At 66.5% G+C, this 12,823-nt stretch carries 19 protein-coding genes; 11 read left to right on the top strand and 8 right to left on the bottom strand.

The window, feature by feature from the left end; genetic code table 11:
• The first annotated feature begins 95 nt into the window (after positions 1–95).
• The 3 genes from ACFWPH_RS14710 (at position 96) to ACFWPH_RS14700 (ending at position 2,649) form a co-directional block, all read left to right on the top strand.
• Entirely contained in the window at positions 96–809 is a 714-nt protein-coding gene (locus tag ACFWPH_RS14710) for a GntR family transcriptional regulator (protein WP_378751139.1), read from the top strand.
• Positions 810–1,047: 238 nt separating this feature from the next.
• Positions 1,048–1,632, top strand: coding sequence for a hypothetical protein (locus ACFWPH_RS14705; protein ID WP_378751137.1), 585 nt, complete (start codon positions 1,048–1,050; stop codon positions 1,630–1,632).
• 267 nt (positions 1,633–1,899) lie between these two features.
• A complete protein-coding gene (locus tag ACFWPH_RS14700) occupies positions 1,900–2,649 on the top strand; it encodes a DUF2332 domain-containing protein (protein WP_378751135.1) in 750 nt (249 codons plus the stop codon).
• Positions 2,650–2,665: 16 nt separating this feature from the next.
• Here the strand turns inward: ACFWPH_RS14700 and ACFWPH_RS14695 are convergent, their stop codons facing one another.
• The 3 genes from ACFWPH_RS14695 to ACFWPH_RS14685 form a co-directional block, all read right to left on the bottom strand.
• The gene (locus tag ACFWPH_RS14695) at positions 2,666–3,136 is read right to left on the bottom strand and encodes a PPOX class F420-dependent oxidoreductase (RefSeq protein ID WP_378751133.1); all 471 of its coding nucleotides are present in this window, start codon (positions 3,134–3,136) and stop codon (positions 2,666–2,668) included.
• An 88-nt stretch (positions 3,137–3,224) separates the two neighbouring features.
• Positions 3,225–3,713 (bottom strand): cupin domain-containing protein, encoded by a 489-nt coding sequence (locus ACFWPH_RS14690; RefSeq protein ID WP_378751131.1) that lies wholly within the window; start codon positions 3,711–3,713, stop codon positions 3,225–3,227.
• Between the two features lie 89 nt (positions 3,714–3,802).
• Entirely contained in the window at positions 3,803–4,603 is an 801-nt protein-coding gene (locus ACFWPH_RS14685; RefSeq protein WP_378751129.1) for a class I SAM-dependent methyltransferase, read from the bottom strand.
• Positions 4,604–4,746: 143 nt separating this feature from the next.
• Between ACFWPH_RS14685 and ACFWPH_RS14680 the strand changes: the two genes are divergently transcribed.
• The 5 genes from ACFWPH_RS14680 to ACFWPH_RS14660 all read left to right on the top strand — a co-directional run bounded on the left by ACFWPH_RS14680 (position 4,747) and on the right by ACFWPH_RS14660 (position 7,616).
• The gene (locus ACFWPH_RS14680) at positions 4,747–5,175 is read left to right on the top strand and encodes a pyridoxamine 5'-phosphate oxidase family protein (RefSeq protein ID WP_378751127.1); all 429 of its coding nucleotides are present in this window, start codon (positions 4,747–4,749) and stop codon (positions 5,173–5,175) included.
• 135 nt (positions 5,176–5,310) lie between these two features.
• The gene (locus tag ACFWPH_RS14675) at positions 5,311–5,661 is read left to right on the top strand and encodes a type II toxin-antitoxin system RelE/ParE family toxin (protein ID WP_378751756.1); all 351 of its coding nucleotides are present in this window, start codon (positions 5,311–5,313) and stop codon (positions 5,659–5,661) included.
• Entirely contained in the window at positions 5,658–5,981 is a 324-nt protein-coding gene (locus tag ACFWPH_RS14670; RefSeq protein WP_378751125.1) for an XRE family transcriptional regulator, read from the top strand. Before ACFWPH_RS14675 ends, ACFWPH_RS14670 begins: the two co-directional genes overlap by 4 nt.
• A 196-nt stretch (positions 5,982–6,177) precedes the next feature.
• Positions 6,178–6,603, top strand: coding sequence for an organic hydroperoxide resistance protein (locus ACFWPH_RS14665; protein ID WP_378751123.1), 426 nt, complete (start codon positions 6,178–6,180; stop codon positions 6,601–6,603).
• A 125-nt stretch (positions 6,604–6,728) separates the two neighbouring features.
• Positions 6,729–7,616, top strand: coding sequence for an oxidoreductase (locus ACFWPH_RS14660; RefSeq protein WP_378751121.1), 888 nt, complete (start codon positions 6,729–6,731; stop codon positions 7,614–7,616).
• Between the two features lie 100 nt (positions 7,617–7,716).
• Here ACFWPH_RS14660 and ACFWPH_RS14655 read toward each other — a convergent pair whose 3' ends face one another.
• Together ACFWPH_RS14655 and cynR are read right to left on the bottom strand one after the other, a co-directional pair.
• Entirely contained in the window at positions 7,717–8,040 is a 324-nt protein-coding gene (locus ACFWPH_RS14655) for a hypothetical protein (RefSeq protein WP_378751119.1), read from the bottom strand.
• Positions 8,041–8,270: 230 nt separating this feature from the next.
• Positions 8,271–9,140, bottom strand: a complete 870-nt coding sequence (cynR, locus tag ACFWPH_RS14650) for a transcriptional regulator CynR (RefSeq protein WP_378751117.1) — start codon at positions 9,138–9,140, stop codon at positions 8,271–8,273.
• 104 nt (positions 9,141–9,244) lie between these two features.
• Between cynR and ACFWPH_RS14645 the strand changes: the two genes are divergently transcribed.
• Both ACFWPH_RS14645 and ACFWPH_RS14640 read left to right on the top strand, forming a co-directional pair.
• On the top strand, positions 9,245–10,006 hold the full coding sequence (locus ACFWPH_RS14645) for an ankyrin repeat domain-containing protein (protein WP_378751115.1): 762 nt from the start codon (positions 9,245–9,247) through the stop codon (positions 10,004–10,006).
• Positions 10,007–10,010: 4 nt separating this feature from the next.
• On the top strand, positions 10,011–10,445 hold the full coding sequence (locus tag ACFWPH_RS14640) for a DoxX family protein (protein WP_378751113.1): 435 nt from the start codon (positions 10,011–10,013) through the stop codon (positions 10,443–10,445).
• Positions 10,446–10,487: 42 nt separating this feature from the next.
• Here the strand turns inward: ACFWPH_RS14640 and ACFWPH_RS14635 are convergent, their stop codons facing one another.
• Positions 10,488–11,153: an SgcJ/EcaC family oxidoreductase gene (locus ACFWPH_RS14635; RefSeq protein ID WP_378751111.1), complete on the bottom strand. Its 666-nt coding sequence runs from the start codon at positions 11,151–11,153 to the stop codon at positions 10,488–10,490.
• Positions 11,154–11,172: 19 nt separating this feature from the next.
• Here ACFWPH_RS14635 and ACFWPH_RS14630 point away from each other — a divergent pair, with 19 nt between their 5' ends.
• Positions 11,173–11,625 (top strand): MarR family winged helix-turn-helix transcriptional regulator, encoded by a 453-nt coding sequence (locus tag ACFWPH_RS14630; protein WP_378751109.1) that lies wholly within the window; start codon positions 11,173–11,175, stop codon positions 11,623–11,625.
• 30 nt (positions 11,626–11,655) lie between these two features.
• On the opposite strand, the gene ACFWPH_RS14625 is transcribed toward ACFWPH_RS14630, so the two are convergent.
• Both ACFWPH_RS14625 and ACFWPH_RS14620 read right to left on the bottom strand, forming a co-directional pair.
• Positions 11,656–12,075, bottom strand: a complete 420-nt coding sequence (locus ACFWPH_RS14625; protein WP_378751107.1) for a nuclear transport factor 2 family protein — start codon at positions 12,073–12,075, stop codon at positions 11,656–11,658.
• 140 nt (positions 12,076–12,215) lie between these two features.
• The gene (locus ACFWPH_RS14620) at positions 12,216–12,818 is read right to left on the bottom strand and encodes a TetR/AcrR family transcriptional regulator (RefSeq protein WP_378751105.1); all 603 of its coding nucleotides are present in this window, start codon (positions 12,816–12,818) and stop codon (positions 12,216–12,218) included.
• Positions 12,819–12,823: the final 5 nt, after the last annotated feature.

Here is a 12,823-nt window from a genome sequence, read left to right as displayed (position 1 = left end):
CCGAGAATGCCATGCTGGTATAGACCAGAGGGCTGCCGTTGAGCGAACCTTGGGTTAACAGCTGGTATAGACCACCATCGCGGTAGGGTTGGACCGTGACGTCGACCGTCGAACCCCGGGTTCTCAAACACCAGATCGTGCGCGCGAGCATCGAAGAGCTGCTCGACGGGCTGGACGTCGGCGACACGGTCCCCTCCGAACGCGATCTCGCGGTGCGCTTCGATGTGGCCCGGGAAACGGTGCGGCAGGCGCTGCGCGAACTACTCGTCGCCGGACGGATCGAACGCCAGGGTAGAACCACCCTGGTGGCCGGCCCGAAACTCGTTCTCCCCCTTGCTCTGGGCTCCTACACCGAAGCCGCCCGCGCCGAAGGCCGCACCGCCACCCGAATCCTCGTCGGCTGGACCCGGCTCACCGCCGACGCGGATCTCGCCGGCCAACTCGCCATCGCCCCGGGCGATCCGGTGATCCAGCTCGAACGTGTCCTCACCACCGACGGTGTACACCTCGGTCTCGAAACCACCCGGCTCCCCGCCTACCGCTACCCCGGGCTGATCGACACCTTCGATTACACCCAGTCGCTGTACGCCGAGATCGCCAGCCGCGGAATCGCTTTCGCCAAAGCGGTGGACAGCATCGAAACAACCCTGCCCGACGCCCGGGAAGCCGCCCTGCTCACCGTCGACACCCGTACCCCGATGTTCCTGCTCAAACGCGTCTCCTACGACCCGGCCGGGATCCCCATCGAACACCGCCGCTCCCTCTACCGCGGCGACCGCATGACCTTCACCGCCATCCAAACCCCCTGAACCGGCCCAGCACGAGCGATCCACGGCATTGCCCTTGATGCCCGGTGGGCCGATATGGGCCGGTCGACTGCCCATATCGGCACGGCCGAAGCCGTTGACAACCCCGCTTACCAGCCCGCCCACACGCGCCTATTGAATGTGCCGTTATCTAGCGGTACGGTACTGAATGTATCGATAACCGCGCCCGAAGGTGTAACCGCCCGAGGCACACGGGGCGCGACGAGTGAGGACACCACCGATGAACCGAAACCCCGAACAGCGCACCCGCCGCATCGCCGCCCGGATCGCCGCGATCGCGGTTATCGCCCTCGCACCCCTGGCCGTCACCGGCACCGCCCTCGCGGACCCGGCAGGCGCGGCACAGATCAGCGACCGCGATTCCCATAGTTCCGGCGGTCGCGACAACGACGGCGGCCACAACTTCGGCGACAACCGGCTGGGCGACAGCACACCCGGCGACTACGGCATCGGCGATAACGACTTCGGCTGGGACGACAACGGCCACTATGGATACCGCGACCACAACCGGCAGAACTACGACGGCTGGAACGACCAGTTCAACAGCGGCCACACCGACCGCGGCAACCGCGATTCGCACGCCGGGTACGACGGGGGACGCGACCACGACGGGCCGGCCGGCCATGGACACAACAACGGCGGCGGCACCCAGAACCAGACCTGGAACATGCCCAACCCGTATATCCCGCCGCCCCCGCCGGCTCTGCTGCCGGCGATCCCCGCGCTGCACTTGCCGTCGCTGCCGCACCTGCCCCTGCCGATGGCCGGGCTGCCGGGCCTGCCGGGCACCGGCAGCGCGTTCTAACGCCTTAGATATCGCGCCGTTATTCAACGGTTCGTCTTGTGATGACTCTTTGGAGTACGGCCGGGTCTGCCGACCGTGGGCCCGGCCGAAGCCCCACAGAAACCGACGCCGAGAGTGATCGGACCCCACGCCAGGATCCGGATGCCCGACATATCGGCGCCGGCGGTTCGACTCGGTAACCACCATGAGTTGGAGACTTGACCGGAGATTCCGCCGAGTTTCTCCGCTCAGGTCTCAACCGTTGTTTCAAGGATACGATTCACATACATGAGTCGAACCGCAAGCAAGACCGCGCCCACGTCGACCGAGGCCCGAGCCGTGTTGTATCCGGCCGTCACCGAAGCGGCCCGCCGGGTGAGCGCGAGCACTGTCGGGCTCATAAGCGTGGGTTGCGGTGCCGGTTTCGACCTGACCGTAGATCGCGTGGGCATCACATACCGCAACGGCCACCTGCTGGGCCACCCGCATTCTCCTGTCCAACTGTCGTCCGCGGTCGTCGGCCGACGCCTCGTCCCCATGCAGACCATGCCTCCGGTCCGCACCCGGATCGGTATCGACAACGATCCGATCGACGTGACCGACCCGGTTGTAGCGCATCAGCTTCGAAACTCCGTCTCGCCGGACCGGCCCGAACATCTGGCTCGGCTGGACGCCGATATCGCGTTGACCACCGCGACCACTCCGCTACTCCTGCACGGCGACCCCATCGACCTGCTACCCGACGCCATCGCCCGGATACCTGCGAACACCCTGCCCGTCGTCACCACGACATGGAGCCTGTCCCGCTTCCCGCGGGAACGCCGCCTGCGCTTCCTGCACCGACTGGACGAATCGGCCACCGGTCGCGCGGTGGCCTGGGTTTCGGCCGAAGGCGTCGGCGTGGCCCCGGCCGTCCCGACACTCGGCGATCGGCACGCTTCCGGCCACAGCATCATCGGCCTGGCGATCTTCGACGGTTCGACCCTGCACACCGAGGCCATCGGCCGTTGCTGGTCCCGCGGCCGCATGCTGAGCTAGCTGACGGACTCCTGACTCAACCGGCCACTACGTGGTCGGGCCGGATGTGGAGGATCACCCGCTCGACGCCGCGCCGCTCCGCATACGGGTAGGTGTCCCGATCCAGGTACTTACGCGCCAACCTGTCGAGGAAAGCCTTCTGCGGGTCCGGCTCGATATCGACCACCCGGCCGCGCACTTCCAGGTAGCGGTAGGGATCGTCGGGATCGAGGATCGAGACCGAGACTCGTGGGTCGCGCCGGATATTGCGGTATTTCTGCCGGTCGGTGCCGGTGGATATGAGCAGCTGTCCGTCCGCGGCGTCGTACCACACCGGGTGTGACTGTGGCGCCCCGTCCGGACCGAGCGTAGAGAGGTGAGCGAAGCTCACCTTGTCGAGCAGATCGATATGGCTGTCGGGGATTTCGGCAGTACGACCCCTGCCGCTCCCGGTCAGCCTTTTTATGCTGTCGACATCCTGATCGGCATCGCGAATGATCTCGGCCATCATCCACTCCTCACTGTCATGGACCGGACGAGTTCCGTCCGGCGGGCATGGACGGATTCTCACCCGAGCCACCGACAGGTAACCGAGATCAGCTGTTCCAGTCGCTCCACACCGGTGCCGGGCCGATGAAGAAAACACCGTAGTCCTCCAGGACGTTGGTGTTCGCGTCGTCGTGACGGGCGTCCGCCGAACCGACGCCGGTGAAGTACCCCTCCAGCGCGCCCGGGGTATTACCGATCAGCACCTCGGCGGTTTCGGTGATCGTCTGAAACGTGTGCGGGACATTGCGTGGACCGAATACGAAGGCGCCGGGGTCGGCTTCCTGCACCGCGCAGCTCTCCAAGGTCGATCCGCCGAGCCAGAACCGCACCCGTCCCGATACCACCGTCCAGAATTCGTCTTCCCGGGTGTGGAAATGCAGCGGTGGCGCGGATTCGGGGTTGAGGGTCATCCGCATCATGGTCAGTTGCCCGGCGGTGTCCTGCACTGTGAGCGACTGCTCGAATCGGGTGTTGTAGTAACCGTATGTCGGCTGCGTCCACGGATTACGGACGCCACCACGACCGATCGCTGTCATGATCAGCCCTCTTTCGTCTTGCCGCACCGGCGATTCCGCCGGCCCCACCGACTTTAACGGGCCGTCGGCGACGCGGCAGGCGAACGCAGCTACCGACGAGTGCCGACGCCGGTCAGGGTGGTGGCGTCGAGTTCGCGAATTCCGGCGGCGTCGAGAGAGGACAGGTAGGCATCGCGGACCGCAGCTCGTTGCCCCTCGTCGAGTTCGGCCAGGGCACCGGCGTATCCGGAGCCGGTGACGAGCAGCCAGGCGATCTCGGGCGTCATCGGAAGCCGGAGTTCGTGCTCGGTGACGGTGACCTCGGTGAGTCCGCGGGCGTCGAGCCAGTCGCGGAACGGGTCCGGTTGGTTGAGCTCGTCGACGAGATGCGGTGGCCGCGGCGGTGGCGGTGTCGCGCCGGTGACCGCGGCAACCGCCGCACCCAGATGCTTACCCGCGGATTCGACAGCACCACGACGCCAGATCGTGAACCCGGCCCGGCCACCGGGACGCACCCGGCCGATCAGGTATTCGGTTCCGGCGGTCATATCCGGGAAGAAGAAAATCCCCAGCACGACCTGCACCAGGTCGTAGCCGTCGTGCGGCCAGGCGGTGACGTCACCGATATGCGGGTGCAGCTGGGGATAGCCGGACGCCCGCTGCCGCAGGACATCGATCAACGCTGCGGACAAATCGACCGCGTCCACCTGTCCGGCCGTCCCGACGCGCTCCGCGGTGGGCAGCGCCGACGCACCGGTACCGCAGCAGGCGTCGAGCACACGCTCACCGGACGCCGGGGCGGTGTTCTCCAACGTCGCCGCGGCAATCGGCTGCCACAGATACTCACCGAGGCGGTCGAAATCGGTGGCGGCGGTATCGAAGGCCCGAGTGGAGCGGTCGTTGACAGACATAGCCGTAACGATAATGGTTTTCAACTATTCCGGCTACACCCCGCAGCAGCGGACCGTGCGCACCCCCGCGCATGGACGATCACACAGATCGTCTGGCGTTCCACCTATGGATTCAGGCCGGCAAATGCCGTTGACTCGCTGCCATGAGCGACGACTCCGGCCACCTCACCGCCGCCGATCTCGAATTCCTCGCACGCCCCCTGCACGGTTTCCTGTCCGTCGCCGGGGCCACCCAGCCGCCGCAACCCCGGCCCGTATGGTTCGAGGCCACCACCGAGGGAACTATCCAGCTCTTCACGGAACCGGACTCGCTGAAGGTGCGCCGGCTGCGCCGCGACCCCCGCGCCTCGATCGTCGTCGCGGCACCGGTAGGCGAGCTCGAACGCTGGGTGTCCATCTCCGGCAGCGCCACCGTAGAGCCCGGCGGCGCGCACGACCTGTGTTCCCGGCTCGCCCAGCGCTATTGGGACCTCAACGACCAGTCCCGAGCCGGCACACTCGCCGAGATACTCGCAGGCGACCTGCTCCGCGTGGTCATCCACCCCGATAAAGTGCACCGTTACGCGCTCTGACCACGCACCTGCCCGACCAGAGGAATCAAGATCACCGCCGTCGACTCAGCGACAAACCAGGCGGCCCACACGAGCCGAGATAGTACGCGTATATACTGCCCGGTGTAGGATGGATAAGTGAGCTTTCGACTGGAGATGGTCGATGACGTGCGCGAATGGTTACATCGACTGAGACACGAAGACCGAGCAAGCGCCCTTCTTGTAGGCCAGGCACTAGCCGCTCTACTGGACGAAGGTCCTGCACTGGGTCGGCCACTGGTGGACCGGATCAAGGGCTCCCCACTGCTGCACAACCTCAAAGAATTGCGTCCGGGATCGACCGGTGCCAGCGAGATCAGAATTCTTTTCGTCTTCGACCCGGACCGCAATGCCGTACTGCTAGTAGCAGGCGATAAGGCTGGACGATGGACGAACTGGTACCGAGAGGCAATACCGGAAGCCGAGCTCCGGTACGCCGAGTACTTGGAAGATAGGAAACGCTCATGAGCACACATTCTTATGACAAGGCGAGCTTCCTGGCCGAGTTCTTCCCCGACGAGAACGATCGAGTCGAGGTCGAAGAAGGCGCTCAGCACATGGTCGCACTCAGCCGCGCCACCCGGCTCGCGGAAATGCGTAAACGCCTGGGACTCACCCAAGCCCAAATCGCGGACCGAATGCACGTTCGCCAGGAACGGGTTTCCGCATTAGAACGCGCGGATATCACTGCCAGCGAGCTACGGACCCTCGCCGCCTACATCGAAGCTCTCGGCGGACGGATGGAGATAGTCGCCGACTTCGGCGGAGAGCGCCTCGTCGTCGGCTGATCCGGGGCGGCGGCTCGCGGGCTCACTGGGTCGATATCGACGACCGCAACAGAGAAGAACATGATCGCCTTCATCGGCTTGTCGATGGCAGTTGCGGAAGGCGTACGGACCACGATGAAGCCGTTCTGCTGCGTGATCTCGCTACCCGGTTCTGCGAATCGCAGTCCGGGGACGACAACCAGGAATGAGGAATTCCATGCCCGATATCGCCTACACCGCCGAAGCGATCTCCACCGGCGCCGGCCGCAACGGCCGTACCCGTACTCCGGACGGGCGGATCGACCTGCAACTGGCCATGCCCGAGGAGATGGGCGGCAGCGGTGACGGGGCCAACCCGGAGCAGTTGTTCGCCGCCGGTTACGCCGCCTGCTTCCACTCCGCGCTGCAACTCGTGGCCCGCACGAAGAAGGTCGAGATCGGCGACTCCAGTGTCGGAGCCCGGGTCGGTATCGGCCCCAACGGCAGCGGTGGATTCGGCTTGGCCGTCACCCTCGAGGTCGTCATCCCCACCCTCGACCATGCCGCTGCCCAGGAACTCGCCGACGCCGCGCACCAGGTGTGCCCGTACTCGAACGCGGTGCGCGGCAATATCGACGTCGACGTGGTCGTCACCGACGACTGAGCAATGCCCGGGATGATCAAGGACCCGCCCGGCGCAGGCTTCGTATAGTCGCGCCGGGCGCAGTTCGCGATGACGACTGTGCCGAAGGGTCGCCGGGACCGGCGGAGCCCGATACCGTCGGGGTCATGAGTTCCACCCATTGGACCGCGGCCGACCTGCCCTCGCTCGACGACCGCACCATCATCGTCACCGGCGCGAACAGCGGCGTGGGGTTCGGTACCGCCACCGCATTCGCCCGCGCCGGGGCGCATACCGTGCTCGCCGTCCGTGACCTCGACCGTGGCGCCGAGGCCGCACGGCGGATCGGTGGAAGTAGCGAGGTACGACGACTCGACCTTGCCGATCTCGCCTCCGTGCGAGCGTTCGCCGAAGCCTGGGACGGGGAGATCGCTGTCCTCGTGAACAACGCCGGGGTGGCGATGGTGCCCGAATCCCGCACGGCCGACGGTTTCGAAATGCAGTTCGGCACCAACCATCTCGGACATTTCGCGCTCACCAACCTGCTGCTGCCGCATATCACCGACCGCGTGGTGACACTGTCCTCCGGTTTGCACCGCTCGGGCACCATCGACTTCGATGATCTCGATTTCGCGAAACGTGGATACAACCCGGTGAAGGCCTACGCCCGCGCCAAACTCGCGAACCTGCTGTTCACCCTCGAGCTCGAACGCCGGCTGCGGCGGGCCGGTTCGGATATCCGCTCGACGGCGGCGCATCCCGGGTACGCGGCCACCGAACTCGGTACCCGGGACCGCAACAAATACCTGGTCGGGATCGTGCACCTGGCAGGCCGGATCCTTGCCCAGACACCGGAGCAGGCCGCCCGGACCACCTTGTTCGCCGCCACCCAAGACCTACCCGGAGCGAGCTATATCGGGCCGGACGGCCGCGGCGAACTTCACGGTTATCCCACATTGGTCGGCCGTTCGGCCGGTGCGAGTGATGTGCGCACCGCGCAACGGCTGTGGGAGGTCTCCGAGGAACTCACCGGGATCCCGTTCGGCCTGGCCTGAATCGGCCGCCGCACCCGGCGACGCGGTCCGACTGCGCCGCGGACCACGTCACCGGCATGCGGGCTGCATCACTGGGCAGCTCAGATGAATTCGCAGATCTTCACAGGTCGCCGGACATCCGCCCGTACACGACCAGCAGGATCACATTCGACACCGCGATTCCGATGGAAGCCACCCACTGGCGCGGCCTCTCCCTGCGCAGCACCAGCACCGAGGCGGTGACACCCGCGGTACCCGCCGCGCAATACCCGATCCGCCATCCCACGTGTTCGGATGTCAGTCCCATCACCAGGGTGAACAACGACAGCACGATGGACGCAACCAGTAGTTCGTGGCGTAACCAGCCTTCGGAAAGCCTGGCGCCCAATTCCCTGACCGCGGCGACGACTCGATCGGTATGTCTAGAACGTCGTGTATCAGCCATGCACGCCCCTTCTCATGGGCGGGGCCGCAATTCGCATGCCCCGCTGCGCAACGAACCCGAACTACCGAAAGCACCGTTCGCGAACGCCGATCGTGATCGAACAACGGCGTGAGCCGGGGCGCCCCACCTGAGAGACCGAACCGCCTCACAAACTACCGACCACGCTCGCTACCTGGGCCTTCTTCGTGTTCTTTCGTTCGGGGCCGCTGCGTGTTACCGATATCGGCACATCAGTCCCTGGCGATCGCGGCGAACGCTCGGGCGGCCGCGGAATGGTATGCCGCTGCGCGGCGCAGGAGTTCGACAGTTCGCGTGGGCAGGGGCGGGGTCAGGGCGATCGGCTGCAGATCGGGACGCTCCCGGGCGATCGCATCCGGAAGCACGGTGGCCGTCGAACCGCGGCGCACGAATTGCAGTAGGGCACTGATGGAATTGGCTTCGACCGCTACATACGGGGTGATACCGGATTCGGCGAAGTATCGGTCGATGTGCAGGCGGGTGGCGAAATCGCCGGTGAGCAGACCGAGTGGCTCACCGGTGAGTTCTTCGACCGGTAGTGGTTGCGGCGCGGTCGCCAGGTGGTGCTCCGACCCGACCACCAAGCTGAGTTCTTCGGTGAACAAGGCGATGTGGTCGATTCCGGTGGCGTGTTCGCCGGCGAAGGCGATGCCGAGGTCGAGGCGGTCGGCCATCAGTTCCGCTTCGATGCGGTTCTGGGTCATCTCCGCCACGGTGAGCGTGATACCCGGGTGCGCGGCCCGGAACCGGTGGACGAGCGGGCCGATGAGGTAGGTGGTGAAGGTGGGTGTCATCGCTATCCGCAGGTGCCCGCGGGAGAGATCCTGGACATCGTGGACAGCGCGTTCGGCGGCGTCGAGGTCGCGGAGCGCGAGCCGGGCGTGCCGGGTGTAGGCCTCGCCCACATCGGTGAGGCGCACGGTGCGGCCCGAACGGTCGAGCAGCACCACCCCCAGGGATCGCTCGAGTTGTTTGATCTGCTGCGACAGGGTCGGCTGGGAGATATGCAGGGCAGCGGCGGCCCGGGTGAAGTTCCCGTGATCGGCGACGGCGAGCAGGTACCTGATGTGGCGCAGCTCCATCGAGCAACTATAGATGCTGCCTATCGAAACCATGGAAAGCAACTCTTGGACACTATCCCTCCGGTTGGGCACGGTGGAATCGACCGCTCGACCAGGAGGAACCCATGAGGCACACCGTGCGCCCCGGCGCAGCGCTTATCGCCGCGCTCGCCGCGGTATCCGTCGGGGCTGCGGCGTGCTCGACGGCCCCACCACCGCCTGGTCCACTCGCCGGCACCGCTACGCCTGCCGAGCACCCGGCCGCACCGCCGGTGTCACCGCACCCCGCGGTCGCCGATCCCGCGCTCGGCGCGCAACTGTGGCAGGCGGCCGCCGACGACGACGCGGCACAGGTCCGGGAGCTGATCGCGCGGGGCGCCGACCTGGAGACCCGCGGCGAGCACGGCCGCACACCGCTGGTTGCCGCCACCAAGAATCGTGCCACCGCCGCCGCCCGGGCTCTCATCGACGCGGGCGCCGACGTCAACGCCACGGACGACCTCGCGGATTCGGCGTACCTGTATGCCGGCGCGGAAGGTCTGGACGAGATCTTGGAGATGACGCTCACCCACGGGGCCGATCTGCGCAGCCTCAATCGTTACGGGGGAACCGCGCTCATCCCCGCCTGCGAACACGGCCACATCGAGACGGTACGGCGATTGATCGAGGCGGGTGTGGATGTAAACCACATCAACGACTCGGGCTGGACCGCGATGCACGAGGCGATCGTCTACGGCGACGGGTCGTCGCGGTATCGGACGGTGGTCGCGGCGCTGCTCGCGGCGGGTGCCGATCCGTCGATCCGCGACGGGGCCGGCCGCACCGCACTGGACAATGCCCGGCGGCTCGGGCAGCCGGCGATCGTCGAACTACTGAACAAGGACTGACACCATGAGCATTCTCCGTAATCTGCTGATCCTGGTGGCCCGCGTGGGCCTCGGTATCGTTTTCGTCGCCCACGGCTGGCAGAAGTTCTTCACCAACGGCATTGCCGCAACCCAGCAGGGGTTCGAGTCGATGGGCGCCCCGCTACCGGGCCTCTCCGCGATCATCGCGGCCACCATCGAACTCGTCGGTGGTGCCGGTCTGATCTTCGGTGCCATCACACCGGTTTGGGCGGCGCTGCTGTTCGCAAATATGACCGGCGCTTACCTGGTCGCGCATATCGGTAAAGGGCTGTTCGTGAGCGAGGGCGGTGGCGAACTGGTGGTGGCACTCGGCGCCGGTGCGCTGCTGCTGCTGTGCACCGGCGCGGGCCGGTTCAGTGTGGACGGAATACTGGGCCGGCGAGTCCCGTGGCACCGCCTGTCGACGGTGCCGGCCTGACATGCGCCGCAGCCGGTTCGGGCGACGGATCGAACGGCGGCGCTATCCGGCAGTGGGGCGAGTGCCGGGATACCAGAGGAACTGGATACGTTCCATGACCTTGCTGCGTTCGGTGTTGTGGAATGCGGCGACTCGCCAGCCGTCGTCCTGCCGTACCAACATGTAGGACTGGACTTTCGCGAGTGAATCCGGCACGTCGCCCTCGTAGGTATCGCCGCGGGTGACCAGCAATGCGACCTCTCCGGTGAGGAACCGCAAGCTGAGATACCGGTCCGCCAACTCGGTTCCGGCCAGCGGCCCCTCGAAGAGCGCGCGGTGGCTGCGCACGATATCGTCGCGGCCCGCGTAGTGTGTGCCGACCCATGTCGTGTACGTGGCGTCGGGGGTGAACCAGGCGCCGTACGCCGCTGCGTCATTCTGTCCCCAGGCTGTGACGAGGCCGGCCATGGTGGCGCAGATATCCGCGAGAGCCCGACTGTCCGGCGGTGTGCTGCCCCAGCTCACCGGAACTTCTTCGCAGGAGCCGACTCCCGGGTTCGCCACCGTGGCGGTGGCGCGGAGCCAGCCATAGGCACCCGCCCCCGCCAGCACGATCGCCGCGGCGACGGCACCCGCGACGTAGGGCCACCTGCGGCGCGCGCGTTCGGGGAGCAGGGCCGTCTTCCCGGAATCTGTCCGGGGCTCGCGCGAGTTTGATTTTGTGTGCATGCATGCAATAATTGCTTCCATGCAATCGAATGTCAACGGTGCCGTCGGACCGGAGATCTATCGCCGCTACCTCGCCTCGGTTGTCCAATTCCACTTGGCCGCCGCCGAGGCATGCGGGCTCGGTGCCACGGATTACCAGGCCCTGAGCCTGCTGGATCTGGACGGACCGATGACCACCGGACAACTGGCCGAACGACTGGGTTTATCCCCGAGCGCCACCACCCGCGCAGTCGACCGCCTGGCGAACGCCGACCTCGCCGAACGAGTACCCGACGAAGCGGACCGCCGCCGGGTACTCGTACGCGCCACCGGCCGGCAGCCAGATCGACTGGGCGAAATACTGGCCCGCGTGCAGGCACCGATCGCCGCCACGATCACCGAACTCACCCCCGCACAGCACGATGGGCTGACCGCCTATTTCACCGCCGCCACCCAGGCGTACCGCGAAGTGACGACCGGCCTGAACGCCTGAATCGGTGCAAGTCAGCTGAGGCGACCCCGGTCAGCGGACGCAGGCCTGGGCGATGGAGACGCTGTTCTCGTAGAGATGGTGGCGGGTGATGCGGCCGTTCTCGACGGTCAGCCGCAGGGCGAAAGGGCCTTCGAAGGTTTTTCCGGTGGCGCGTACCCGACCGGCGACGTGACCGAACAGAACCGCATCCACTCCCTCGACCAGGAAGGTATCGATCTCGGCCCGGGCGTCCTCGGGGACGACATGCGCCATCAGGTCATCGAACTGGGCGGCGCATTCGGCGGCGGTGCGGCGGGGCTTGATCCAGGGCACTACGGGGTTCGCGGCCAGCTGCCAATCGACCTCGTCGGCGAACAATGCGGTGAGAGCTGCGGTATCGGCGCTGGAGCGGGCCGCGAGAAACCTCTCGACGGTGGCGCGGGTGGTGTCGGCAACAGCGGTTTCGGTCACTGGGTTCTCCTGGTTCGTTCCGTGTCAGCCGATATTCGCAGTGCGCGGTGCGGTGTGGCGATTACCTGGGAGGTAAAGGAATCCGTGCAGGAGGGAGGTGACGACAACCCGCCGCCGGCTACGACCCGGCCGCTCCGGAGTTACCGCCGAGCCTCGAGGGCTTCGTGCAGGGTGCCGGCCCACTGGTGGACGATTTGTTTACGGCGGGCGGAATCGTCGGTGAGGACATCGGCCAGGCCCAGGCCGCGGGCGAGGTCGAGGGTCGCCTGGACGAGGTGGTGGGTTACCGGGTCGGAATCGTCGACGCCGAGGGCTTCGACGGCGCGGCGGTGGGCGCCACGACCGAAACGGGCCTCCAGTGGAACTATCCGTTCGCGCAGCGCCGGGTCGGCGGCGGCGTGGGTCCACACCTGTAGAGCCGCTTTGAAGAGGGGGCTGGTGTAGGACTCGACCAAGCCCGCGACGACCGCTTCGGTGCGGGCCGCGCCGGGTTCGGTGACCGCCGCCTTCATCGCCTGGTCCGTGCGGGTGTCGAACATGTAGGTGAGGGCGGCGGTGATCAGGTCTTCCCTGGTGGGGAAATGATGCTGCGCGGCACCGCGGGAGACCCCGGCCCGTTCGGCGACCACCGAAACCGTCGCGGCAGCCCAGCCCTTTTCGGCCAGACAGTCGATGGTCGCCTCCAGGAGCCGCTGCCGGGTGGCCCGGCTGCGGTCCTGTTTGGGTTCATTCGGTGTCGCCATAACCG

It is taken from the genome of Nocardia sp. NPDC058499 (assembly GCF_042719915.1).
In the GTDB taxonomy this organism is placed as follows: domain Bacteria; phylum Actinomycetota; class Actinomycetes; order Mycobacteriales; family Mycobacteriaceae; genus Nocardia.
Note: the sequence above shows the minus strand (reverse complement) of the source record. Positions and strands in the feature narration are given on the sequence as shown.